We start from the raw sequence: 24,254 nt of genomic DNA, 5'->3' as shown, positions 1-24,254 counted from the left end.
CAACAGGATAGCGCCTTTGAATTCTCGCTGTTCAACGCCAGGGGTAGGTTTTTCGTTCATCTGCATAACTGCATTCTCTCAAGTGGTCGCGTCGGCTTCTTCAGAGTACGCGTTGTAGGCCGCCGGTATCGGGCTGGACAGCGATCTCGCACGAGATGCTGTTGGCGATGAAGCACCAGGTGTGCGCTTGCTCGTGGAGTTCAGAGTAGGTTTCCGCGTCGGTTTCTGGATCCTGCCCTGAAATGCTGCTCGCCGGCTGCATCTCGATGAAAGTGAAGCGGCCTGAGCCGTCGGGGGAGAGCGCTAGCTCGCCTCTCACATCGATGGTGGCGTGCGTGACTTCATATCCGCGAACGCCTGCGGCACGCAGGAACGACAGCAGGTGACATTGACCGAGCGCAGCAAGGAGGAGCGTTTCAGGATTCCACTTGCTGGGGTCCCCGAAGAAGGCCTTGGCTGCTGATACCTCGAGTCCCACGCGAGCACCCGCTGAGGAACTGGCTTGGGCCTCGATGCCTGGGGTGGTCGCTACCGAATCACGCGAGAAAGCGCGCAGGGAGGTCGTCGGGTCACCGTCGCCGACCTCCCACGAAACGCTCACCTCGAACGTATGTGGCTTCAGCACGTAGCCTTTGCATGGTTGGCGGCTTCGTCAGCTTTGCGTGCGGCAATGATGCGTTCGAGACCGTCCCGGGCTTCGAGAAGCGGTCGCTTGAGTCCCGGCTTTTCGGCCGCGAGGGTTTCGATCGCGTGGGTAGTAGCCTCGAGCGTTGGGGTGGTTGCTGCGAAGTACGGGTAGAGGCCTGTTACGAGACGCTGGGACATCTCGTAGCTGGCGTCGTCCCACATCGATGCAAGGTTCTCGAAATAAAGCTCAGCGTATGGAGCCAAGAGCTGTTCATCCTGGCAACGGTTGAAGCCCTGAATCACGGCGCGTTGCAGGGTGTTCGTGAGCGATTGCTCGTTGACCATCGCATCCCAAGCTTCCTGCTTGGCCTCAGGTGTTGGTAGCGCGGCTTTGGCGGTGTGTGCGCTGATCGCGCCGTTAGCGGAGGTGTCTTTCTCGTATTCGGCGTCGATGTCAGCTTCGCCGATGCGCCCGCCAGCTGCGAGTGAGATGAGCAGATTCCATGAAAGGTCTTGGTCGATCTCGAGCCCTGATAGCGAGCTTTCGCCGCTCCGGAGGTCTTCGATGATGCCGAGCTGAACATCGCTGTTGGCTAGGCGAGCGAAAACGTTGACAAGCTGGAATTGCATGTCGCTACCGCTGGCAGCTTCCTGCGCGGCGCCCCACAAGACGTTGCCGGCACGCTGAAGCATTGTGTCTGTTTTCGCTGGACGCACGTAGTGCTTGAGCGCGTACTCAAGCTGCCGGAGCAAGAAGTTGGCAAGCGTTGCGTCGGTTTCTGCCGGGAGGTGCGTCAAGACGGTGTCGACGAACGTGGTAGCGGGGAGCACGCCGTCGCGGGTTGCGTCCCACAAGGCTGACCACACAACAACTCGGTCGAGCGGATCTTCCAGACCAGACAAGTGCTGGATAACGGTTTCGAGCGAAGTCGAGTCCAACCTGATTTTCGCGAAGCCCAGGTCGCCATGGTTCAACAGAACAAGGTCCGGAGTTGGCACTCGCTGGGCCTGCTCGACGACCGTTGTCTCGCCGTCGACATCGACGTCGAGGACCAGGTCGCGATTGAGCTTATTCGCCCCGTCGAATGTGTAGAAAGCGACCTTGATATGTTTCTTGCGTAGGTGCGGGTGCTCCTCGCAGGCGGTTTGTGTCACGGTGAAGTCAGTGAGGTAGCCGTCTTCATCGATGTCGTATTCCACGCTGATGGTGTTGACCCCGCACGTCTCCAACCATTGTTGGGACCAGCCGCTCAGGTCACGGCCAGAAGCTTTCTCGAGGTGACCAAGAAGGTCTTTGAGCTCAGCGTTGCCCCACGCGTTTTCCGCGAGGTAACCGCGTACACCTTCCATGAAGGATTCCTGGCCAACCCAGGCGACGAGCTGCCTTAGAACCGCGGCGCCCTTTGCGTATGTGATGCCGTCGAAGTTCGCGTTGACCGCATCGAGATCCACCATATCTGCGGTGATCGGGTGGGTTGTCGGCAACTGATCTTGCGCGTACGCCCACGTCTTCTCCGAGGCGGCGAAGGTCGTCCATGCATGCGGGGACACTCCGGTTTCAACCGCGCACAGGTGCGACATGAACTCTGCGAAGGATTCGTTGAGCCACAGGTCATCCCACCAGCGCATCGTCACGAGGTCCCCGAACCACATGTGAGCCAGCTCGTGGAGGACGGTGATGTCGCGGCGTTCCCTCAGCGCGCCCGTGACCTTGGAACGGAACACGTAGTCTTCGAGGATCGTGACGCAACCGGCGTTCTCCATGGCGCCAGCATTGAAGTCTGGCACGAAGATCTGATCGTATTTGGTGAACGGGTACGGGGTGCCGAACTGTTCTTCGAAGAACTTGAAGCCGGCTTTCGTGGTTGCGAAGAGATTATCGGCATCGACATATTCCGCGAGCGATACGCGGGAGTACACGCCGAGCGGAACGGTACGCCCGTCTTCGGCCCTATAGACGTCGGTGGTTCCTTCATAAGGTCCGGCGACGATCGCCGTGATGTAGGAAGATATGCGTGGCGTGGGCGGGAAGACCCAGCGCGCGACGTCGGTATCGGTTTCTGCACCATGTTCAGCCGGTAGCGGCTCAGGCTTCGGGGTCGGCTGGTTGGAAATGACTGTCCAGTGGGCCGGAGCATCGACTGTGAAGCTGAAGGCTTGTTTGAGGTCAGGCTGTTCGAAAGTAGGGAAGACGCGGCGGGCGTCTGGCACTTCGAACTGGGTATATAGGTAGACCTCGCCATCAACTGGGTCGACGAAACGGTGGAGACCTTCACCGGTTGAGGAATAACGGAAGTCCGCGTCGATCTCCAACACGTTGTCAGACTTAAGCCCTGGCAACTGAATACGGTATTCATCTGCGTGCGTGGCCGGGTCGAGCTGTTGCCCGTTGAGGTTGATGGAGTGGATGCGCTCGGTGATCGCGTCGATAAATGAGGTAGCACCCGGCGTCGCCCGGAATGCGATGGTGGCTTTAGTGCGGAAGGTTTCGCTGCCGGTTGTGAGATCCAGGTGAATGTTTGAGGTCTGGGCCACTAGCTGACGTGAGCGTTCCATCGCTTCGTCGCGGGTGAGATTAATTCCGGGCACAGGTTTCTCCTCTAATCTACGATTCATTCAGCGCTTTGACCATGCAGACTCATGATCTCCATGCATCTGATCTCAAGGCATCTTTGAACAGTTTCCCACTCGAGGCGCATTCTGACCAGGTGTGTAGACGTGTTTCCTGCCTAGAATAAACCGTGGAGACTATCGGACACGTTGCCATGGAGGAATTGTGCGCATCCACATCGCTACAGATCACGCTGGACTCGAATTGAGCCACCACCTGATCAAGGTTCTAGGGGAGGACGGCCATGAAGTCATTGACCACGGTCCACAGGAATACGACCCGCTCGATGACTACCCAGGATTCTGCATCAACGCGGCAGTCGCTGTGGCTGATGACTGGGAGAAGGGCGTGGAGTCGCTGGGGATCGTATTGGGCGGCTCGGGTAACGGCGAGCAGATCGCGGCGAACAAGGTTAAAGGCATTCGTGCGGCGCTCGTCTGGAACGAAGAGACTGCGAAGCTTGCGCGTGAGCACAACAACGCGAACGTGGTTGCTGTTGGTGGCCGTCAGCATTCCGTCGATGAGGCAACGGAGCTGATTCGCACATTCATCGCTGAGCCATTCCCAGGTGACGAGCGTCACGTCCGCCGTATCGGCAAGATCGGCACCTACGAAACCACCGGCGAAATTCAGATGTAGCGATGGAGCACTGCAGATCTGATGTCAGACGATTCTGACCGCAGCTAAAACGATCCGCGGTTAAAAGTATTCGCCCGGAACGCATGTTTGCGTTCCGGGCGAATACTTTTCTTCCAGAGCGGGTGACGAGAATCGAACTCGCGTAACTTGCTTGGAAGGCAAGGGCTTTACCATTAAGCTACACCCGCGTCGTTCGCTTCAGTGAAGCGACCTGAACCACTCTAACAGCGACATCGAGTTCACCAAAATTTTGCACACCTCAGCCGCTGTGTTTCGGATGCGGCCTGATCTAGAAACACACGGTAGGAAACGGACGATTTCGCAAAATCAAAATCGTCGTATACAGTGATCACTGGTCCTGAAGCGGACGGGGGAGCAAGGCTCCTCGGAATCAACTTCAAGGATCATTCGAGAATAGGGTACGATTTCGTTTTGGCGCAGAGATGTGCTTAGATGGATCGGTGCCTGATAACGGGATGTAGCTCAGCTTGGTAGAGCGCGCGCTTTGGGAGCGTGAAGTCGCAGGTTCAAATCCTGTCATCCCGACTCTTTCACTATCTTGTAAGGCCCGCCAGCCGAATCTTCGGACGGCGGGCCTTACTTGAATCACTTTCATAATTGACTAGACGTCAGGAGCATCAGCATAGTGAAAACCTCGCTCGAGCGTGTGACGCCCACTCGGGTCAAGCTGAACATCGAGGTCCCGTTTGTCGACTTCAAGCCGGCTCTGGATGCCTCTTACAAGGAAGTTGCCCAGCAGATCCAGGTTCCTGGCTTCCGCCGCGGCAAGGTTCCTGCAGTGATGATTGATCAGCGCGTTGGCCGCGAATACGTGGTTGAGAACGCTCTGAACAGCCAGCTGGATTCCTATTACCAGCAGGCTCTCGGTGAGACCGGTGTTGTTCCGCTCGCCCGCCCTGAGGTCGAGGTTCAGCAGGCACCGTCGCTCAACGACGCTGACAAGGAAGCTGACGTTTCCCTGACGATCACTGTTGAAGCTCGCCCAGAGATTGAGCTGCCTGACTACAAGGGCATCGAGCTCACTGTTGAGCCACGTGAAGCCAAGGACGAAGACGTTGAGAAGGCTCTCGATGAGCTTCGCGGCCGCTTCGGCACGCTCAAGTCTGTTGATCGTCCAGCTAAGGATGGCGACTTCACGACGATCGACATCTCCGCTTCCATCGACGGTGAGACCGTTGACGAGGCAACGGGCCTGTCTTACGAGATCGGTTCCGGCACGATGCTCGAGGGCATCGACGAGGCTCTGATCGGCCTGTCCGTTGACGAGGATGCTGCACTCGAGACCAAGCTTGCAGGTGGCGAGCACTCTGGTGAGGATGCGACCGTCAAGGTCACCCTGACCGCAGTCAAGGAACGCGAATTGCCTGAGGCAGACGATGAGTTCGCTCAGTTGGCGTCCGAATTCGACACGGTCGAAGAATTGCGTGCATCTCTGCGCAAAGGCGCCGAGAAGGACGCCGTGATGCAGCAGGGTGTTGAAGCACGCGATAAGGCTCTCGACGCACTCCTGGAAAAGGTCGAGGTCGCCCTGCCAGAGAGCGTCATCGAGGAGCAGGTTGAAGCTCACTTCAACTCTCCGAACCAGGACGAAGACCACGATACCGAGGAACACCGTGCGGAAGTTCGAGAGAACACCGAGAAGGCGTTCCGTGCTGAGATTGTCCTCGACAAGATTGCCGACGAAGAAGAGATCGGTGTTGAGCAGAACGAGCTGCTCGAGTACATCTTCCAGACCTCGCAGCAGTACGGTATGGACCCACAGCAGTTCATGCAGATGCTGGGCCAGGGCGGCCAGATCGAGGCGGTCGTAGGTGAGGTACGCCGCCGTAAGGCTCTTGCCAAGGTTCTCGAGGCCGCTAAGGTCAAGGACACTGACGGCAAGGATGTTGACCTCACTGAGTTTGTGACTCCGGAAGGTGAGAAGGACGCCGAGGAAGCTTCCGAGGAGAACTAATTCTCTGTATCCACTGAGTTTGGCCCCGCTAGATCATCTAGCGGGGCCAAACTCATGCTTGGAGGTTAACGGTTTCCAGAACCTGTCCGCTTCTAGCGAGCGTACTCACGCCGTGAGCGAAACACGCCGTTTTCCCGGTAAATAGCAACGACCCCCTATGTAATGTCATTAGCAAGCAATTCACGTGGACCCATTTCAGGTCTGCCTCTGAGGACCTCACAGAGAGGGAGAAATATGACGAGCTCTGAAACGCCGAGCATGTCCTCCGTGGACCCGGCATTGCAGGAAGATTACATCTACAAGCGTTTGCTGAAGGAACGAATCATTTGGCTGGGTAGCCAGGTTGAAGACAAGATCGCGAACACGATCTGCTCCCAGCTGTTGCTTCTCTCAGCAGAGGACCCTGAAGCTGATATCTACCTGTACATCAACTCTCCAGGTGGTTCGATCACTGCGGGCATGGCGATCTACGACACGATGAAGTTCATTCCGAACGACGTCGTGACTGTCGCTACCGGTCTCGCAGCTTCCATGGGTCAGTTCCTGTTGTCCTCCGGAACTAAGGGCAAGCGCTACGCAACCCCGAACGCTCGCATTCTGATGCACCAACCATCGGGCGGCATCGGCGGTACCGCATCGGATATCCGCATTCAGGCTCAGCTGATTCTGCACATGAAGAAGGTCATGAGCGAACTCACGGCGGAGCAGACCGGCCAGCCACTCGAACGCATCCTCAAGGACAACGAGCGCGACTCCTGGTTCACCGCTGAAGAGGGCAAGGAATACGGTTTCTTCGACCACATCGCTGTGAACGCATCGTCCGTGACCGGCACCGGCGGCGTCCAGAACTAAGCCCAACGTCTTCTAAGGAGAACTCATGAACTTTGATCCACAGAACTTCTCTGGGGCAGCGGGCAACCTTCCAGAAAACCGCTACATCCTCCCACAGTTCGAGGAACGTACCCCATACGGCTTCAAGCGCCAGGACCCATACGCGAAGCTGTTCGAAGACCGCATCGTTTTCTTGGGCGCCCAGGTCGATGACGCGTCCGCCGATGACGTGATGGCTCAGCTTTTGGTCCTCGAATCGATGGACCCTGAGCGCGACATCACGATGTACATCAACTCGCCGGGTGGCTCGTTCACCGCGATGACCGCTATCTACGACACGATGCAGTTCATCCGCCCGGAGATTCAGACGGTGTGCCTTGGGCAGGCTGCTTCTGCCGCGGCGGTGCTTCTGGCCGCAGGTACCCCAGGCAAGCGCCTTGCGTTGCCGAACGCTCGCGTTCTGATTCACCAGCCTGCGATGGGCGGCGGCGAACGCGGCACGGCGACTGATCTTCAGATTCAGGCCGATGAGGTCTTGCGTATGCGTCAGTGGCTCGCTGACACGCTTGCAGACCTGTCGAATCAGTCTTCTGAGCAGGTCGACAAGGACATTGAACGCGATCTGTTCATGACTGCGGAGGGTGCTAAGGAATACGGCCTCATTGACGAGGTTGTGACCTCGCGTAAGGTGACGCGTTCATAACTAAGAAACGCATAAGAACCGCCCCAGCATAAGGCGCGTGTTCGCCCAGGTACCCCATAGAATTGGGGATCCGAGGGTGGACACGCGCTTTATGCGCTCATAAGTGTCAGACCCCTGGCCTAGAGTGGGTTGTAGTTAATCCGCGCGCTGGAAGCCAGCATAGGAATGTTCTAAGGAGTTCTCGTGAGCGAAGCTACGGATCTGTTGAAATGCTCTTTCTGTGGGAAGAGCCAGAAGCAGGTTCGCCGTCTCATCGCGGGACCTGGTGTTTACATCTGCAATGACTGCATCGAGGTATGCAACGAGATCATTGAAGAGGAAAGCGTAGAGGTTGAGGAAACCCAGGAAATGGAGTTGCCTCGCCCGCAGGAGATCTATGAGCACCTCGAGAAGTTCGTTGTGGGGCAAGAAGCAGCCAAGCGTGCACTGTCCGTCGCGGTCTACAACCACTACAAGCGCATCAACGGAACCGGTTCAGCTACCCACGAATCCCTCAAGGACTTTGACGAGGTTGAGGTAGCAAAGTCCAACATCATGCTGGTCGGGCCGACCGGCTCTGGTAAAACCTATTTGGCGCAAACACTCGCGCGTCGGTTAAACGTTCCCTTCGCGGTTGCTGACGCGACGAGCCTGACCGAAGCTGGCTACGTTGGCGAAGACGTCGAGAACATTCTGCTGAAGCTTTTGCAGGCTGCGGACTTCGATGTTGAACGCGCCCAGCACGGCATCATCTACATTGACGAGATCGATAAGATCTCCCGGAAATCCGAGAACCCGTCGATTACCCGTGACGTCTCGGGTGAAGGCGTTCAGCAAGCGTTGCTGAAAATCCTGGAAGGCACTGTCGCCTCTGTTCCGCCTCAGGGTGGCCGTAAGCATCCGCATCAGGACTTCCTGCAGATCGACACCACGAACGTTCTTTTCATCGTCGCTGGTGCGTTCGCAGGCCTTGAAGACATTATCGCGTCGCGTGCGGGCCGCAAGGGGATCGGTTTCGGTGCTCCACTGACGACCCTCAAGACTGACGAGGTGTCGTATGCCGACGTTCAGCCAGAGGATCTGCTGAAGTTTGGTCTGATTCCGGAGTTCATTGGTCGCTTGCCGGTTATCACCGCGGTTGAGAATCTAGACCGCGATGCGCTGATTTCTATTCTGACCGAACCGAAGAACGCCCTGATCAAGCAGTATCAGAAGATGTTCATGTTCGACGGCGTGCATCTCACCTTCGAGGAAGGCGCCCTTGGCGCGATCGCTGACCTAGCCCTCGAACGCGGTACGGGTGCGCGCGGCTTGCGTTCGATTCTCGAAGAGTCGCTCGGTTCGATCATGTTCGACGTGCCTGGCCGCCACGACGTCGAAGAGGTCATCGTGACCGAGGACGTCATCACGGACGGTAAAGAACCTCAGCTGATTCTGCGCGAAGGCATCGAAGAACGTAAGTCCGCTTAAGACTTCACATAAAGACTGGTTCTTCTCACTGAATAAATCTTGTGACTAACTGAGCGTTCGACTAACAGAGCTTTCAGCTAACTGAGCCCGCAGGAGGAAACCCGCTATGGCTGAGAAAACGACAGTTGATTTCTATCTCGACCCGTCATGCCCGTTCGCATGGGTCACGTCCCGCTGGATCAAGGAAGTAGCCCAGGTTCGCGACATCGACGTCCGCTGGAAGTTCATCAGCCTCGGTGTTGTGAACGAAGGACGCGACCTGCCTACGGATTACCGCAAGATCATCGACATGTCGTGGGGCGCCATGCGCGTCATGGCAGCGGCCGAACAGCGTGCAGGTGCGGAAGTCCTCGATGACTTGTACACCGAAATCGGTGAACGCTACCACGACCAAGGCCGCGTAGACACGCTCGAGAACCGTCATGAAGCGGTCAAGGAAGCTATCGAAGAACTCGGCCTTGACGCTGATCTCATGGACGCATGGGACGACGAGGCTTTCGACGCTCGCCTCCGTGAATCCACGAAGGAAGCTCAGGACCTCGTAGGCGACGACGTAGGCACCCCGATCGTGGCCCTCAACGGCGTTGGCTTCTTCGGCCCTGTCATCACACGGGTTCCGAAGGGTGAAGAGGCCGGGAAGATCTTCGACGCGGCAGTTACTTTGGGCAACTACCCGCACTTCTTCGAGCTCAAGCGCAGCCGCACCGAATCGCCTAGCACTGCAGAGTAACGCAAGCACTCCCGAATAACGAGAGCCCGTTCAAATAAAGAAACTCTCATAAACTGAGGGGCCCCGCCACACATCTGAGCTGCTCCCCGCTAGTCGGTAACTGAATTTCTCAGTCCAACTTTCGGGGGCTAGTTCAATCTTGAGTGTGGCGGGGCCACTCAGGTGTAGCTGACCGCTAGATCACGCTTCCTCAGCCTGCTCGAGTTCGACACCAGAGACAACCAGCTCGGTTCCGTCAACGACAAGCTCAAGCGAATCTGCAGCAGTTGCGGCGGACAAATCCTCAAGAGCCGCACGGACGCGCTCGATAGTGACTTCCGGAGCCGTGATCGTACCGGAGAGGACACGCGTGCGTTGCTTGACCTTCGCATCGGACTTCGCCTTACGCAAGCCAATGAGCGCCTCACCGACAGCCGGCAGGATGTCAACATCAGCATCCGCAAGACCTGCGCGGATGTCCTCAGCCTTCGGCCATGCCGCACGGTGAACAGAACCAGCACGCCACCACGACCACACCTCTTCGGTAGCGAACGGCTGGAATGGCGCGAGCAAACGAAGCAGAGCGTCGAGGGTCGTGGCCAACGTAGCGCGGACGGAAGCGGTTTCGACTTCCGAACGGCCGCCGTATGCACGGTCCTTGATGAGCTCAACATAGTCGTCGGTGAAGTCCCAGAAGAACGACTCGGTGAGGTCGAGCGCACGAGCATACTCGTAGGACTCGAACGCGGCGGTCGCCTTCTCGATCACATCCGCGAGGCGGGCCAACAGGGAACGGTCCAACGGGTTCGTGACAACCTCAGCAGAGCCGCGCAGGACCTGCGACTCATCAGCGCCAAGGTTCAAAGCGAACTTCGATGCGTTCAGCAGCTTGATAGCAAGGCGACGGCCGATCTTCATCTGGCCGACCTCATATGCGGTGTCCGCGCCGAGGCGAGCAGATGCCGCCCAGTAACGCACCGCATCGGAACCGAACTGGTCCAGAATCTCGGTTGGAACGACCACGTTGCCCTTGGACTTGGACATCTTCTTACGGTCAGGGTCCAGGATCCAACCTGACAGCGCGGCGTTCTTCCACGGTGCAACGCCCTCAAGAGCGTTCGCACGCACCACGGTGGAGAACAGCCAGGTACGGATGATGTCGTGGCCCTGCGGACGCAGATCGAACGGGAAGACGTTGCGGAAACGCTTTTCGTCAACGCCCCAGTTGCCAACGATCTGCGGGGTCAGCGAGGACGTCGCCCACGTGTCGAGCACGTCAGGGTCACCCATGAAGCCGCCCGGCTGATCGCGCTGATCCGCACTGTAGCCTGCAGGGACATCCTCGAGCGGATCAACTGGAAGCTGCGCCTCGTCAGGGATGATCGGGTTGTCGTAGTCCGGTTCGCCGTCCTGAGTGATCGGGTACCAGACAGGGAACGGAACGCCGAAGAAACGCTGACGGGAAACGAGCCAGTCGCCGTTGAGGCCCTCAACCCAGTTCTCGTAGCGGGAACGCATGTGGCCCGGGTGCCATTCGAGTTCGCGGCCACGCTCGATGAGCTCGTCGCGACGTTCGGCGTCACGGCCACCGTTGCGGATGTACCACTGGCGGGAGGTCACAATTTCGAGCGGGCGTTCGCCCTTCTCGAAGAAGTTGACGGCGTGCTTGATCTTAGTTGGCTCCGCGAGCAACAGCTCGGCTTCGCGCAACTGGTTCACCACGGATTCTTTAGCCGAGAAGATGGTCTTACCGGCCATCTGCTCGTATGCGGCGCGGCCAGCCTCGGACGTGATCCACTCCGGGGTTTCGCGCATCAGACGGCCGTCGCGGCCCACAATCGAGCGGGTCGGGAGGTTGAGCTCGCGCCACCAAGTCACGTCGGTTGCGTCACCGAACGTACAGATCATCGCGATGCCCGTACCCTTGTCCGGCTTAGCCAGGGGATGAGGGTGCACCTCAACCTCAACGCCGAACAGCGGCGAGGTCACGGTGGTCCCGAACAGGTCCTGGTAACGCTCGTCGTCCGGATGCGCGACCAAAGCGACACACGCCGGCAAAAGCTCGGGGCGCGTCGTCATGATTTCGATGCCGCGGCCATCCGCTGCTGTGAAGTTGAAGCGGTGCTGTGCGCCATCGACCTCACGGTCTTCAAGCTCGGCCTGGGCTACAGCAGTGCGGAATGTGACGTCCCACATCGTTGGGGCTTCGGCCATGTATGCGTTACCGGCGGCAAGATCGCGCAGGAACGCACGCTGGCTGGTCGCGCGGGAGTGGTCGTCGATCGTGCGGTAGGTGATGTTCCAGTCAACCGACAGGCCCAGGCGGGTGAAGAGTGCTTCAAAGACTTTCTCGTCTTCCTCGGAAAGCTTGAGGCACAGGTCGATGAAGTTGTGGCGGGAGATCGCATCCCAGTCGCGCTGGTTCTTAGCCGGCTGGGCTGGCGGTTGGTAGTCAGGATCGTAGGGTACTGCGGGATCGCAGCGGACGCCGTAGTAGTTCTGTACGCGGCGTTCGGTTGGCAGTCCGTTGTCGTCCCAACCCATCGGGTAGAAGACGTTCTTGCCGTTCATGCGCTGGTAGCGGGCCAGCACGTCGGTCTGTGTGTAGGAGAAAACGTGGCCTACGTGGAGCGAACCAGACGCGGTTGGAGGCGGCGTGTCGATCGAGTAGACGTCGGCGCGGGTCGTGTCTTCGTTGTAGCGGTAGGTGCCTTCTTCGGCCCAGCGTTGATTGAGTTTCTCTTCGAGGCCTTCGAGGCCGGGGCGGTCGGGAACATTAATTTCGGTGGGCGTGTCTGTGCCCTGACGATTCTCAGACATGCCGCCATTGTCCCATGTATTGCGTTGTTACGGCGTGAGGTGGGCTGGGGTTTACGTCACGACGTAAAGTTGGGGCTATGGCTTCTGCGATTTCTGCTTCTAACACTCCTGCATCTACCGCGGCGTCCGCTCGTTGTGCAGTTGTGACTGGTGCTTCGGCTGGTATTGGTCGTGCGACGGTGGTTGCGTTGCGCGAAGCCGGCTGGAATGTTGTGGGTGTTGCGCGTCGTGCCGAGAAGCTGGATGCGCTGGCTACTGAGACCGGTTGCTCAGTGGTCGCAGGCGACATCACGGTGGATGCGGATGTTGAGCGGATCGTGGCCGCGGCGGTCGATGCGGGCGCGGAGACCCTGATCAACATTGCCGGTGGTGCTCGGGGCCAGGAATCGGTGGCTGATGCTGATCTTGAGAACTGGCAGTGGATGTACAACAACAACGTGATCGGTACCCTCAAGGTCACGAAGGCGCTGCTTCCGCATCTGCGCGCTGTGGATGGTGGCGGTACGGTTCTGAACCTCACCTCGACCGCGGGCATCGTCTCGTATGAAGGCGGGGCTGGCTACAACGCGGCGAAGTCCGCTGAGCGTGCCTTGACACAGGTTTTGCGTCTTGAAGAGGCAGAGAACAATGTGCGCGTGATCGAGGTCTTGCCGGGCATGGTGGCCACTGAGGAGTTCTCGCTTCGCCGCTTCGGCGGGGACCAGGAACGGGCCGATGCGGTGTATGAGGGCGTCGAGAAGCCGTTGACTGCTGAGGACGTCGCCTCAGTTGTCGCTTTTGCGGTTAACGCCCCTCACCACGTGAACATCGATGAGGTCGTCATCCGGCCTGTTGCGCAGGCTGCGCAGCATAAAGTGATTCGCGGCACACTCGGCCAGAAGTAGGTCCCGGCTGTGATGGCTTTCGCGGCTGTTTCAGCTAAAATCGTTGACAGACAACTGAGGCATTGACCCGGCAATCACCGGCGAGCCTTCCGGAAGAAAACCAGCCGTAGCATCGGCGGGGGAGTAGAACCGGACGGGACAGCCCGTTACAGCTGAACACGAGTGGCTGGCGTTTCTTGACGCCAGCAATCGGGGTGGTACCGCGGGCCACTGATGCGTCGCATCGGCGGGTTCGTCCCCTTTCCTACGATCATGATCCGGGCAACCCGGGTCTAAGAACTGGAAGGGCGCCAATGAGCAATCCCGGTGAAACCCACTATCCTCGCGTAACTACTGATCCGTCGGGTGAGACCCCGTCGTCCCCGCATTTCCCTTCGATCGAGGAACGGATCCTCGAGTTCTGGGAAAAGGACGGCACGTTCCAAGCGTCGATTGATCAGCGCGCCGGCGGCGACAACGAGTTTGTTTTCTACGATGGCCCTCCGTTCGCTAACGGCCTGCCACACTACGGCCACCTTCTGACCGGCTACGTCAAGGACCTCGTGGCCCGCTATCAGACGCAGCGTGGCCGCCGCGTCGAGCGCCGCTTCGGCTGGGATACGCACGGCCTGCCGGCTGAGCTTGAGGCGATGAAGCAGCTCGGTATGACGGACAAGAACGAGATCCTCGAGATGGGGATCGACAAATTCAACGCGGCCTGCCGTGAGTCGGTGCTCAAGTACACCAAAGAGTGGCAGACGTATGTGACGCGTCAGGCGCGATGGGTCGACTTCGAGAACGACTACAAGACCCTGAACCCGTCCTTCATGGAGTCGGTTTTGTGGGCGTTCAAGACGCTGCACGATAAGGGCCTCACATACGAGGGCTTCCGAGTTCTCCCGTACTGCTGGCGTGATGAGACGCCGCTGTCCAACCATGAGCTACGCATGGATGAGGACGTTTACAAGGACCGCCAGGACCCAACGGTCACGGTCACGTTCCCGATCACCGCTGCCGGCGATAACCCGCTCGCGGATGAGCTCACGGGCGTCGCTGTGCTCGCGTGGACGACGACCCCGTGGACTCTGCCAACGAACCTTTCGCTCGTCGTGGGCCCGGAGATCGAGTACGCGGTGCTCCCTGCCGGCCCTGAGCAACCAAAGACCAACACGGTCGAGGCAGGCGCTCGTTACCTGCTGGCAAAGGATCTGATCGCGGCTCACGCGAAGGACCTCGGCTATGCGGATGCGGATGCGGCGCACGATGCGGTGGTCGCCACCTACGCGGGCGAGCAGTTGGCTGGCTTGCACTATGAACCGTTGTGGTCGGTTCTGGCGGACAACGAGAAGTTCGATACCGCGAATGCGTACCGCATCTTGGTCGATGACTATGTCACGACCACGGACGGTACCGGTGTTGTTCACCAGGCTCCTGCCTATGGTGAGGATGACCAGCGTGTGTGTGAAGCCAACGGGATCCCCGTGATCTTGTCGGTGGATGAGGGCGGCCGCTTCTTGCCGTTCTTCAAGGGCACCGATCTGGATGAGATCGCTGGCGTTCAGGTTTTCGATGCGAACCCGGCGATCATCGCGAACCTCAAGTCGCGTGGCCGGCTGATGCGTCAGGCGACCTACAACCACTCTTATCCTCACTGCTGGCGTTGCCGCACCCCGTTGATCTACCGAGCTATCACGTCGTGGTACGTCAAGGTCACTGATTTCAAGCAGGACATGCTGGACCTCAACCAGCAGATCAACTGGATCCCGTCCAACGTTAAGGACGGCCAGTTCGGTAAGTGGCTTGAGAACGCGCGTGACTGGTCAATCTCCCGTAACCGTTTCTGGGGTTCGCCGATCCCGGTGTGGAAGTGCGACTGTGGCGAGTGCGACCACATCGAGGTTTTCGGTTCCCTCGCTGAGATCGAGGAACGGTTTGGTCGTTTGCCTCGCAACCACGAGGGCGAGGTCGATCTGCACCGTCCGTTCATCGACGAGCTCACGGTCGAGTGCGGAGCCGAATGCTGCGGCGACGGTTGCAACGGCGTGATGCGCCACGTCGAGGACGTTCTGGATGTGTGGTTCGATTCCGGCTCGATGCCGTATGCACAGGTGCACTACCCGTTCAGCAACGAAGAGTGGTTCGATACGCACAACCCGGCTGACTTCATTGTCGAATACATCGGCCAGACCCGCGGCTGGTTCTACACAATGCACATCCTCGCGACCGCGCTCTTTGGCCGCCCTGCGTTCACAAACGTGATCTCGCACGGCATCGTGCTGGGCTCGGATGGCCAGAAGATGTCGAAGTCGCTACGGAACTATCCGGACGTCAACGAAGTCCTGGACCGCGACGGTTCCGACGCGATGCGTTGGTTCCTGATGTCCTCGCCGATTCTGCGTGGCGGTAACTTGATCGTCACGGAGGAGGGTATCCGCGAGGGTGTCCGCCAGGTTCTGTTGCCCCTGTGGAGCACGTGGTACTTCTTCACTCTGTATGCAAACTCTTCGTTTGGCGGCAAGGGCTATGACGCTCAGGAACGCTACGATGCGAAGGATCCGTTGGATCGTTTCTTGCTTGCCGCTACGGGCGACTTGGTCCGCGATGTTCGTGAGTCGATGGACAATTACGAGGTCGCTGGGGCAACCGAGGCGTTGCGTCGCTTCACTGACTTGCTGACCAATTGGTACGTACGTCGTTCGCGTCATCGTTTCTTCGATGAAGACACTGAGGCGATGGACGTTCTGTACACGGTTTTGGAGACGGTGTGCCGTGTTGCCGCTCCGCTGTTGCCGTTGGCGACGGAGGAGATGTGGCGTGGCCTGACGGGTGGCCGCTCCGTGCACCTTACGGATTACCCGGATGCGGATAAGTTCCCGCAGGATCCTCAGCTGGTTGAGCTGATGAACTTGACCCGTTCGATCACGTCCCAGGGCTCGAGCTTGCGTAAGGCGCATCAGTTGCGTGTTCGTTTGCCTCTGGCTGCGATGGATGTTGTGGTCGATGGCGCCGATGCGTTGAAGGGCACGTTTGCCGACATCATCGCGGATGAGCTGAACCTCAAGGAGGTTCGCTTGGCTGATGCTGCCGAGGTCGATGATGCATCGTACGGAATCATGCGCACGCTGGTAGTGAATGCTCGCGCTGCTGGCCCGCGTTTGGGTAAGCAGGTCCAGCAGGCGATCAAGGCGTCGAAGACCGGTGACTGGTCTGTTGCCGAGGACGGCACCGTGACCGTTGGCGGTCTTGCGCTGGAAGAGGGCGAGTACACGCTCTCGACGGTTGTCGATGAGTGTTCGGCCGGCGCTCGCGCGGCAGCGGTTCTGCCGTCGGGTGGCTTCGTGGTCTTGGATACTGAGGTGACCCCTGAGCTTGAAGCCGAGGGCGTTGCCCGTGACGTGATCCGCGTGATCCAGGCCGCCCGTCGTGATTCTGGCCTGAGCGTGGGCCAACGTGCCAAGGTTGTGGTCCGAGCTGAGCAGTCGGTCGTCGATGCGGTTGAGGCTCACCGTGAGCTTGTTGCGGGGGAGACCCTCGCGGTTGAGCTCGTGACTGAGGCGGCCGCGGATGCTGACGCGCCGAGCGCCACGGTTGAAGCGGCTGATGCTGCCGGGCAGGAAGGCTGATCGTTCAGTGTCTAAGAACAACGCACCACCTCTGAAAGATCCGGAGGGAGTGGCTCGGGTGTATGCGCAATTGCTTGCGCGTGCGCCTGAGAACAAGGTTGAGCCGCGCATGAACGCGATGCAACGGGCCATGGATGTTCTGGGTGATCCGCAGAAAGCGGCGCCAGTCATCCACATCACCGGAACCAACGGTAAAACCTCGACTGCTCGCATGATCGAGTCGCTTCTGTTGGCTCACGACATCCGTACGGGCCGCTTCACGAGCCCCCACTTGGTGAGCGTCACGGAGCGGATCGTGATCGACGGCAAGCCTGTTGCGGACACGACGCTGGTGCGGATCTGGGATGAAATCCAGCCGTACCTTGAGATCGTGGACGCCGAGTTGCGTGAGCAGGGCGAGAACCCGATCACGTTTTTCGAGGCCGTCACGATCCTCGCGTTCGCTGTCTTCGCTGATGAACCGGTTGAGGTCGTGGTTCTTGAAGTCGGACTGGGCGGAGCCTGGGATGCGACGAACGTCGCTGACGGACAGGTTGCTGTCATCACTCCGATCGATCTGGATCACACAGATCTTCTCGGCGATACCCTCGAGGACATCGCCTCGGAGAAGGCGGGGATCATCAAGCAGGACGCGATCGTGGTGTCTTCGGTCCAGCAACCGGAAGCTGCTCAGGTTCTGCTCGATGCGGCAAAGGAGGCGGGCGCCCAGTGGCGTTTTGAGGGCGTTGAGTTCGGTACGACCGAGCGTCAGCTTGCTGTCGGCGGTCAGATGCTCACGATTCAGGGTCTGGCCGACCGGTATCCTGACGTTGCTGTTCCACTGCACGGCGAACACCAGGCGCAGAACGCTTCCGTGGCTTTGGCCGCGGTCGAAGCGTTCCTGGGCGGGGGAGATAAGCCGCTCAACATCGATGTTGTGCGCGCTGGCTTCGAAGCTGCCGAAAGCCCCGGCCGTCTTGAGACTGTACGCACATCGCCGACGTTCATTCTGGATGCCGCTCACAACCCTGCGGGCGTGAGTGTCACGGCTAAAGCGCTCAAGGAAGCTTTCGGTTTCTCTCGCCTCGTGTTGGTCCTCGGTGTCCTTCAGGAGAAGGACGCACTCGGCATGCTGATTCGGTGGCGTGAAGAACTCGGGGACTTGGTCCACGACGTAGCTATCACTCAGTCTGATTCGCCGCGTTCCATCCCTGCCGGAGACCTGGCTGCTATGGCCGTGGATGCCGGGTTCGATGAAGAAGATCTCTTCATCACCGAGTCGGTTCCGGACGCCTTGGATTGGGCTGCCGCGAAGACCGATGAGGCCGAGGACATGGGCGGCGGTGTTTTGGTCACAGGATCGATCACCCTGATTGGCCAGGCGCGCGCCTTGTTGAACCCGAAGAAGGAGGTCTGAGTGGCGCAGAAACGCTATACGAAAAAGCAGCTGGCCTGGCGACCAGGTCAGAAGAAACAACAGCGTTCGATCGCCGTGATGTTTGGTTCCTCGACGCTCACACTTGAAGCGCTCGTCGTTATTTTCGCAGGCCTCGCGTTGTTCGGTAAGCATGGGCTGCTCGAAGGCGGCGGCCTGCCGTACTTGCTGACGTGCGTCGTCATCGGCGTTGTGATGGTTTTGACCTGTGCCTTCTTGCGGCAGCCATGGGGCGTCGCTTTGGGGTGGGGTCTCCAGGTTGTCATGATTGCGCTGGGGATCCTCGAGCCGATGATGTACGTGGTCGGCGCGATTTTCGCGTGCATCTGGGCTTACGGAATCATCAAGGGCAAGCAGATGGACCGTGAGAACGTCCTCCGCGCCCAGGAACAAGCTGAATGGGAAGCCGAGAACGGCTGACACCGGGTGACGCTGAGCCGGAGCACATTCACTGCGCCGGATCAGATACCGGGCGCCGCAACACGTTCGCTTAGGTGCTCACCCTCGCCTCGTATACGCTGAATATCAGAAGTTTCTCAACGTTCTAAGGACTCATTTTTATGGAATCCACTCTTGTATTGGTGAAGCCAGATGGTGTTGAACGCGGTTTGATGGGCCAGATAATGGCCCGCATCGAAGCCAAGGGCTACGTCATCACTAAGGTCAAGCTTGAAACCCCGTCCCGTGAACTGCTCGAAAACCATTACGAGGAGCACGAGGGTAAACCGTTCTATGAGCCTCTGCTCGAGTTCATGTCTTCGGGGCCGGTGCTTGCGTTGAAGGTTGAAGGCAACCGTGTCATCGAAGGTTTCCGTTCGCTGGCCGGAGCAACCGACCCAACGGTCGCCGCCCCTGGCACGATCCGAGGCGATCTTGGCCGAGACTGGGGTGCGAATGTTCAGAAGAACCTCGTGCACGGTTCCGACTCGACTCTTTCCGCTGAGCGTGAGCTCGGCCTGTGGTTCGACTAAAGCAACAGAGTTCAGCTAAAGGAGCAGAGTTCGGCTTAAGCGCTAGAGAGCGAGTAGAACCGACCGGCGCTGCTGGAAGCACCGCAACACGACGGCCGTAATACACAGCGATGGCGTGGTCACCTACCAAGGTGACCACGCCATCGTCATGTGTTGAGGCCTTGAGGTGTTGAGGCCTGCGCGTGAACTAGCCGAAGAACTGATTCGAGAAAACCACCAGGATCGAAGCAGCACACGCAACCAGAAGGATGAAAGACGTCAGCCACGCACCGTGCTGGGCCCATCCGCGAAGCCATCGCGGAGCCGGCAGATCGTTCGTGAGGATGTTCCGGGCCAGGTGAACTGGTAACAGCAACCCCATGAAGAACCAGCACACCATGCAGTAAAGGCACAGCGAACCGATCTCGTAGACGGCCTGCGTGTAGAGCCACACGAGAAAACCGGTCGCGGCGGCAGTGCCGAGCAAGTTCATGTTCATGAACCAGCGCGGAAGCCGTGTTTCGGTGGTCAACACGACACCGACAACAATCAAAATAGTGAAACCAACCAAGCCAATGAAAGGGTTCGGAGGCCCGAACACAGAAGCCTGCGCCGACTTCATGACAGTGCTACACGAGAACGCGCCACCGACATCGCACGCAGCGATGTGATCAGGGTTGATGTAGAGCTGGATCCGTTCAAGCGTTAGCTCAACGGCACCGTAGAAGGATCCCACGCCGCAAACAAGAAGAACCCACCCGAATCCGCGCGTGCGAGCCCACCACGGAAGGTCCTGGACACGCCCGGGAACATCTTCAGTGAAAGCCTCATCTGATCCTTGTTGACCTGTTGTAGCTAGCGAGTTCATGGAGGGTAATCCTTATACGCAGTAGTAGTAGAGAGAACAATCTACCGTGATGTGAGACAATCAGTGCAGAGAGTCTCCGGACACCACAGACCGGGGCGCTCTACTCACCGACAGTGTGTTTCCTTCCGATAATACGTGTTTTGGTGGGTTTCCAAGGTGGAGACACCGTGCAACGACCACAGGTCGTCAACGGATGTTTCGCACGCGACTATGTGCTTGCTGCTGCACGCGCGCCATAGACCCGCCGCCAGGAAATCCGCATGAATATCGCATGAGCATCTCATGTGTAAACGGGGTGCTAGGACACTCGAACGGCCGTAGGATTGCGCGGCTGGCGCCATCACGAATGATGGTTGAAGAGGACGAGAACATGCGTTGTTGACGTCCAGCGGACGTGGAAGGCGGCTCAACGGTGAGTGCTTCGGTGTGAGAGGCCGAACCGGTTAACGACTTCCGGATCAAGCCGTGACGCACACAGTGCAGGCTGAGATCTGATGACGAGTACGGGCATCTGACTGTGGCAGATACCCGCTGGGAGTAGCCACGTATGGCGAAGAAAAAGGACGCAGACCAGCACGAGTCTGCCGAACATACAGCGTCAGCTGAAAAGGCAACGACGCCTGAACAAGCAAACCATGTCGTGTTCGACCCGTTTGCGATTCCGGACCTGCCGCTGGGTGACCTGTTGCGGACCGATGACCTCGTGAAACAGGAATCAGACTCCGAGGAATCGGAGCAGGGTGGGCGTTCACGCCGCCGCAGGGGAGGCGAGTCTCGCCGCTCACGTGAGTCCCGCCGCTCGGATGAGGCGGAGAGCACGAACCAAGACGACAGCGACAACGACAACGCTGCACAAGACCAAGCCGACGAGCAGACGACGACATCACGCCGTCGTCGTCGCCGTCGTCGTGGTACCGAAGACATGGAGATCGAAGGCGGTAGCCAGGACGATCCACCAGGAACCGTCACCCGTGTGCGTGCACCACGTTCAACGGTAGACAAAGCACCGGATAAGGTGACTGCCGTCCGCGGTTCGACCCGCCTCGAGGCGAAGCGCCAGCGCAGACGCGAATCCCGAGACATGGGACGCCGCCGGCACGGAATTTCTGAAGCAGAGTTCCTCGCACGCCGTGAATCGATGGACCGCAAGATGGTCGTGCGCGAAGACAGCGAGCGGATCCAGATCGGCGTGCTCGAAGACGACATCCTCGTTGAGCACTTCGTATCGCATACAACGCAAGACTCGTTGATCGGCAACGTTTATCTTGGCCGTGTCCAGAACGTGTTGCCATCCATGGAAGCCGCTTTCGTTGACATCGGCCGCGGACGCAACGCTGTCCTGTATGCGGGCGAAGTCAACTGGGACGCCGCACAACTCGACGGCCAGGCTAAGCGAATCGAAAACGCTCTCAAGTCCGGCGACTCGGTCCTCGTGCAGGTCACGAAGGATCCCGTGGGACATAAGGGCGCGCGGCTGACGAGCCAGATCTCCTTGCCTGGACGTTACCTCGTCTACGTTCCAGGTGGATCGATGACCGGCATCTCGCGCAAGCTACCTGAGGTGGAACGTACGCGCCTCAAGCGCATCCTGCGCGAACACACCCCAGACGAGGCCGGCGTGATCGTCCGCACCGCGGCAGAAGGCGCTTCTGAGGAAGAACTCATGAACGACATCAACCGCCTTCGCGTTCAGTGGGAAGCGATCGAAAAAGCGTCCAAGTCCACCAAGACGCGCGCCCCTGAACTTCTGTATGCGGAACCGGACCTGACGATCAAGACGGTCCGTGACGTCTTCAACGAAGACTTCTCGGAACTCGTGGTTCAGGGCGAACACGTGTGGGACACGATCGAAGCGTACGTGACCTACGTTGCTCCGGATCTGTTGGATCGCCTCTCCAAGTGGGAAGGCGAGGAAGACGTATTCGACGCCAAGCGCATCAATGAGACCCTCGCTAAGGCCTTGGACCGCAAGGTCAACCTGCCATCCGGCGGTTCCTTGGTGATCGACCGCACCGAAGCCATGACGGTCATCGACGTCAACACCGGCAAGTTCACCGGCACTGGCGGCAACCTCGAAGAAACCGTCACCAAGAACAACCTCGAAGCTGCTGAAGAGGTCGTGCGTCAGCTACGTTTGCGCGACATCGGCGGCATCATCGTGATTGACTTCATCGACATGGTGCTGGAAGCCAACCGCGACCTCGTGTTGCGTCGCCTCGTCGAGTGCCTCGCGCGCGACCGGACCAAGCATCAAGTGTCCGAGGTGACGAGCCTTGGCCTGGTTCAGATGACCCGCAAACGTGTGGGAACTGGCCTCGTTGAGGTTTTCTCTACCGCATGCGAAGCGTGCTCCGGGCGCGGCATCGTGGTTCACGACGAGCCACTCGTCGGTGGCGGTGGCCGACAGCAGCATGTGCATCGTCCGAGCGACCGTCCAACTCGCTCCGAACGCCGTAAGGCGCGTCAGATGGAACGCGAGGCGCAACGCGATCAGCGTGATGAAGCGAAGGATCAGTCGGATAGCGGATCCAACGCGGAGCCGACGGAGCAGGATCGCGAACGTGAAAAGCGGGCAGCAGCAACTCGTGAGGCTCTGACGAAGATCGCCGCCGCGTCACAGCACGGTGACGATGAGGGCCAGGACGTGCCTGAACAGCACGATGCGGATGCTGGCGATGTTGAGGCCAAGGGCTCCGAAAATACTTCCGAAGATGGCGGCGCTGAAGGCCGGAGCCGTCGTCGCCGGCGCGGGCGTCGCGGCCGTGGGGGACGCGGACGCCAACAGGCTGAGGGCAACAACGAGAAGTCACCGTCAGCTGATTCGTCGGAACCTACAAAGTCAGTGGCTAGCAAACCTGCGAAGTCGGAATCCAGCGAACCTAAGATGTCGCAACCTGCGAAGTCCGAAGGTAGCAACCCTACGAAGCAGGATGAGACGAAGTCGAAGACAGCGTCCGTCGAGAAGTCTCTCGATAAGCCTGAAATATCGGGCCGCCGTCGACGCCGTGCAGCAGGATCTGCGCAAGGGTCTAAGACTGCAGCTACAGTTGAGACGCGAGTGAGCTCGGGCAGTCGAGTGAGCTCGACTCAAACCGCTAGCGACACGCCGAAGCAAAAAGAGACGGAAGTCACGATGCTTGGTGTTGGGGTCTCAGCAGATCAGATTAAGCGTGGCTAATTAGCGGCTTTCGAGCCCTCAGTCCAGGGCGGCTCTCAAGTGAACAGTGAGCGACGCGCCACGCGGGTCATCTCTTATTTGCTTGTAACGCCGTCTGAACGTAAGATGGAATGTCGGTGCGTGTGCCCGGGTCAGTTCTTTGTATTGACCTCAGGATGAACTCCATTAGAGATTCAAAGATTGTTCTGGTCGGGTATTGCACGTTTCGAACGTTCATGTGGATGAGCTGCAACGCAGCAGGGATCCACTTTGCATTGTCCAAAGTCGAGAGAAGTGAGTACCAAGTGGTCTACGCGATTGTTCGCGCTGGTGGGCGCCAGGAGAAGGTCGCTGTTGGCGACATCGTGACCCTCGACCGCGTCCGCGATGAGATCGGTGACACGATCGAGCTCCCCGCGGTGCTGCTGGTCGACGGCGACAACGTGACGTCGGATGCCGACAAGCTTGCCAAGGTTAAGGTTCAGGCTAAGGTCCTGGAGAACCTCCGCGGCAAGAAGATTGTCATCCAGAAGTACAAGAACAAGACCGGCTACAAGAAGCGTCAGGGTTTCCGCGCAGCATTGTCGCGCGTCGAGATCACCTCGATTGCCTGATACCCGGAAACAGTAACCCTCAAGCTCTAAGGTAGGCAGAAATGGCATCAAAGAAGGGCGTTGGCTCGACTCGTAACGGTCGCGACTCCAACCCGCAGTACCTGGGCATCAAGCGCTTTGGCGGCCAGACCGTCAAGGCAGGCGAGATCCTGGTTCGTCAGCGTGGCACCCGCTACCACGCAGGCGCCAACGTTGGCCGCGGTAAGGACGACACGCTGTTCGCACTTGCTGCAGGTTCGGTTGAGTTCGGTACGCGTCGCGGTCGTAAGACCGTCAGCATTGTTGGCGAGTAAACCTCGCAGCATCAATATCTTTCACCGAAAGCGGGGAAGACCTCATGGTCTTCCCCGCTTTCTATTAAGTCGATGTTTTAGTCGACGTGTCGCGTCGGCTCTATCCAC

At 58.8% G+C, this 24,254-nt stretch carries 18 protein-coding genes and 2 tRNA genes; 15 read left to right on the top strand and 5 right to left on the bottom strand.

What is annotated here, in order from left to right; genetic code table 11:
• Window positions 1–100: 100 nt before the first annotated feature.
• Together JOD50_RS09500 and pepN are read right to left on the bottom strand one after the other, a co-directional pair.
• Complete coding sequence (locus JOD50_RS09500) at window positions 101–625, bottom strand: OsmC family protein (protein ID WP_204881341.1); 525 nt, start codon at window positions 623–625, stop codon at window positions 101–103.
• Window positions 619–3,216, bottom strand: coding sequence for an aminopeptidase N (gene pepN, locus JOD50_RS09495; protein ID WP_338052097.1), 2,598 nt, complete (start codon window positions 3,214–3,216; stop codon window positions 619–621). The genes JOD50_RS09500 and pepN overlap by 7 nt, the downstream gene beginning before the upstream one ends.
• A 187-nt stretch (window positions 3,217–3,403) precedes the next feature.
• Here pepN and JOD50_RS09490 point away from each other — a divergent pair, with 187 nt between their 5' ends.
• The gene (locus JOD50_RS09490; protein ID WP_204881340.1) at window positions 3,404–3,877 is read left to right on the top strand and encodes a ribose-5-phosphate isomerase; all 474 of its coding nucleotides are present in this window, start codon (window positions 3,404–3,406) and stop codon (window positions 3,875–3,877) included.
• Window positions 3,878–3,994: 117 nt separating this feature from the next.
• Here JOD50_RS09490 and JOD50_RS09485 read toward each other — a convergent pair.
• Window positions 3,995–4,065, bottom strand: a tRNA-Gly gene (locus tag JOD50_RS09485).
• Window positions 4,066–4,349: 284 nt separating this feature from the next.
• Here JOD50_RS09485 and JOD50_RS09480 point away from each other — a divergent pair.
• The 6 genes from JOD50_RS09480 (at window position 4,350) to JOD50_RS09455 (ending at window position 9,565) form a co-directional block, all read left to right on the top strand.
• Window positions 4,350–4,423 (top strand) — tRNA-Pro (locus JOD50_RS09480).
• 100 nt (window positions 4,424–4,523) lie between these two features.
• Window positions 4,524–5,852, top strand: a complete 1,329-nt coding sequence (gene tig, locus JOD50_RS09475; protein WP_204881339.1) for a trigger factor — start codon at window positions 4,524–4,526, stop codon at window positions 5,850–5,852.
• Between the two features lie 258 nt (window positions 5,853–6,110).
• The gene (locus JOD50_RS09470) at window positions 6,111–6,704 is read left to right on the top strand and encodes an ATP-dependent Clp protease proteolytic subunit (protein WP_204881634.1); all 594 of its coding nucleotides are present in this window, start codon (window positions 6,111–6,113) and stop codon (window positions 6,702–6,704) included.
• A gap of 25 nt (window positions 6,705–6,729) precedes the next feature.
• Window positions 6,730–7,386 carry an ATP-dependent Clp protease proteolytic subunit gene (locus JOD50_RS09465; RefSeq protein ID WP_204881338.1) on the top strand — a complete coding sequence of 219 codons (657 nt, stop codon included), beginning with the start codon at window positions 6,730–6,732 and terminating at the stop codon, window positions 7,384–7,386.
• A 183-nt stretch (window positions 7,387–7,569) separates the two neighbouring features.
• A complete protein-coding gene (gene clpX / locus JOD50_RS09460; RefSeq protein ID WP_204881337.1) occupies window positions 7,570–8,835 on the top strand; it encodes an ATP-dependent Clp protease ATP-binding subunit ClpX in 1,266 nt (421 codons plus the stop codon).
• A 106-nt stretch (window positions 8,836–8,941) separates the two neighbouring features.
• The gene (locus tag JOD50_RS09455; RefSeq protein WP_204881336.1) at window positions 8,942–9,565 is read left to right on the top strand and encodes a mycothiol-dependent nitroreductase Rv2466c family protein; all 624 of its coding nucleotides are present in this window, start codon (window positions 8,942–8,944) and stop codon (window positions 9,563–9,565) included.
• A gap of 180 nt (window positions 9,566–9,745) precedes the next feature.
• Here JOD50_RS09455 and valS read toward each other — a convergent pair whose 3' ends face one another.
• The gene (gene valS, locus JOD50_RS09450) at window positions 9,746–12,364 is read right to left on the bottom strand and encodes a valine--tRNA ligase (protein ID WP_204881335.1); all 2,619 of its coding nucleotides are present in this window, start codon (window positions 12,362–12,364) and stop codon (window positions 9,746–9,748) included.
• Window positions 12,365–12,441: 77 nt separating this feature from the next.
• On the opposite strand from valS, the gene JOD50_RS09445 reads away from it, so the two are divergent.
• From JOD50_RS09445 to ndk, 5 genes are all read left to right on the top strand, one after another.
• Window positions 12,442–13,248 (top strand): SDR family oxidoreductase, encoded by an 807-nt coding sequence (locus JOD50_RS09445; protein ID WP_204881334.1) that lies wholly within the window; start codon window positions 12,442–12,444, stop codon window positions 13,246–13,248.
• Window positions 13,249–13,541: 293 nt separating this feature from the next.
• A complete protein-coding gene (ileS, locus tag JOD50_RS09440; RefSeq protein ID WP_204881333.1) occupies window positions 13,542–16,850 on the top strand; it encodes an isoleucine--tRNA ligase in 3,309 nt (1,102 codons plus the stop codon).
• Between the two features lie 31 nt (window positions 16,851–16,881).
• Window positions 16,882–18,246, top strand: a complete 1,365-nt coding sequence (locus JOD50_RS09435) for a bifunctional folylpolyglutamate synthase/dihydrofolate synthase (protein WP_239541865.1) — start codon at window positions 16,882–16,884, stop codon at window positions 18,244–18,246.
• Complete coding sequence (locus JOD50_RS09430) at window positions 18,247–18,684, top strand: DUF4233 domain-containing protein (RefSeq protein ID WP_338052094.1); 438 nt, start codon at window positions 18,247–18,249, stop codon at window positions 18,682–18,684.
• 140 nt (window positions 18,685–18,824) lie between these two features.
• A complete protein-coding gene (gene ndk, locus JOD50_RS09425; protein ID WP_239541572.1) occupies window positions 18,825–19,235 on the top strand; it encodes a nucleoside-diphosphate kinase in 411 nt (136 codons plus the stop codon).
• A gap of 187 nt (window positions 19,236–19,422) precedes the next feature.
• On the opposite strand, the gene JOD50_RS09420 is transcribed toward ndk, so the two are convergent.
• On the bottom strand, window positions 19,423–20,082 hold the full coding sequence (locus JOD50_RS09420) for a vitamin K epoxide reductase family protein (protein WP_204881332.1): 660 nt from the start codon (window positions 20,080–20,082) through the stop codon (window positions 19,423–19,425).
• 547 nt (window positions 20,083–20,629) lie between these two features.
• Between JOD50_RS09420 and JOD50_RS09415 the strand changes: the two genes are divergently transcribed.
• From JOD50_RS09415 to rpmA, 3 genes are all read left to right on the top strand, one after another.
• Window positions 20,630–23,260 (top strand): Rne/Rng family ribonuclease, encoded by a 2,631-nt coding sequence (locus JOD50_RS09415; protein WP_204881331.1) that lies wholly within the window; start codon window positions 20,630–20,632, stop codon window positions 23,258–23,260.
• Between the two features lie 284 nt (window positions 23,261–23,544).
• The gene (gene rplU, locus JOD50_RS09410; RefSeq protein WP_035755090.1) at window positions 23,545–23,853 is read left to right on the top strand and encodes a 50S ribosomal protein L21; all 309 of its coding nucleotides are present in this window, start codon (window positions 23,545–23,547) and stop codon (window positions 23,851–23,853) included.
• Between the two features lie 41 nt (window positions 23,854–23,894).
• On the top strand, window positions 23,895–24,146 hold the full coding sequence (gene rpmA, locus JOD50_RS09405; protein ID WP_035755092.1) for a 50S ribosomal protein L27: 252 nt from the start codon (window positions 23,895–23,897) through the stop codon (window positions 24,144–24,146).
• Window positions 24,147–24,254 lie beyond the last annotated feature (108 nt).

Source organism: Pseudoglutamicibacter cumminsii, from assembly GCF_016907775.1.
Lineage (GTDB): Bacteria > Actinomycetota > Actinomycetes > Actinomycetales > Micrococcaceae > Pseudoglutamicibacter > Pseudoglutamicibacter cumminsii.
The sequence above is the reverse complement of the archived record's forward strand: the minus strand, read 5'-3'. Positions and strand labels throughout refer to the sequence as shown.

What these genes read in the sequence shown, in the direction of transcription:
- JOD50_RS09445 (WP_204881334.1), top strand. Translation starts at nt 12,442, where the DNA reads ATGGCTTCTGCGATTTCTGCTTCTAACACTCCTGCATCTACCGCGGCG.
- JOD50_RS09465 (WP_204881338.1), top strand. Translation starts at nt 6,730, where the DNA reads ATGAACTTTGATCCACAGAACTTCTCTGGGGCAGCGGGCAACCTTCCA.
- JOD50_RS09420 (WP_204881332.1), bottom strand. Translation starts at nt 20,082, where the DNA reads ATGAACTCGCTAGCTACAACAGGTCAACAAGGATCAGATGAGGCTTTC.
- ndk (WP_239541572.1), top strand. Translation starts at nt 18,825, where the DNA reads ATGGAATCCACTCTTGTATTGGTGAAGCCAGATGGTGTTGAACGCGGT.
- rpmA (WP_035755092.1), top strand. Translation starts at nt 23,895, where the DNA reads ATGGCATCAAAGAAGGGCGTTGGCTCGACTCGTAACGGTCGCGACTCC.
- valS (WP_204881335.1), bottom strand. Translation starts at nt 12,364, where the DNA reads ATGTCTGAGAATCGTCAGGGCACAGACACGCCCACCGAAATTAATGTT.
- JOD50_RS09455 (WP_204881336.1), top strand. Translation starts at nt 8,942, where the DNA reads ATGGCTGAGAAAACGACAGTTGATTTCTATCTCGACCCGTCATGCCCG.
- ileS (WP_204881333.1), top strand. Translation starts at nt 13,542, where the DNA reads ATGAGCAATCCCGGTGAAACCCACTATCCTCGCGTAACTACTGATCCG.
- JOD50_RS09415 (WP_204881331.1), top strand. Translation starts at nt 20,630, where the DNA reads ATGGCGAAGAAAAAGGACGCAGACCAGCACGAGTCTGCCGAACATACA.
- JOD50_RS09470 (WP_204881634.1), top strand. Translation starts at nt 6,111, where the DNA reads ATGTCCTCCGTGGACCCGGCATTGCAGGAAGATTACATCTACAAGCGT.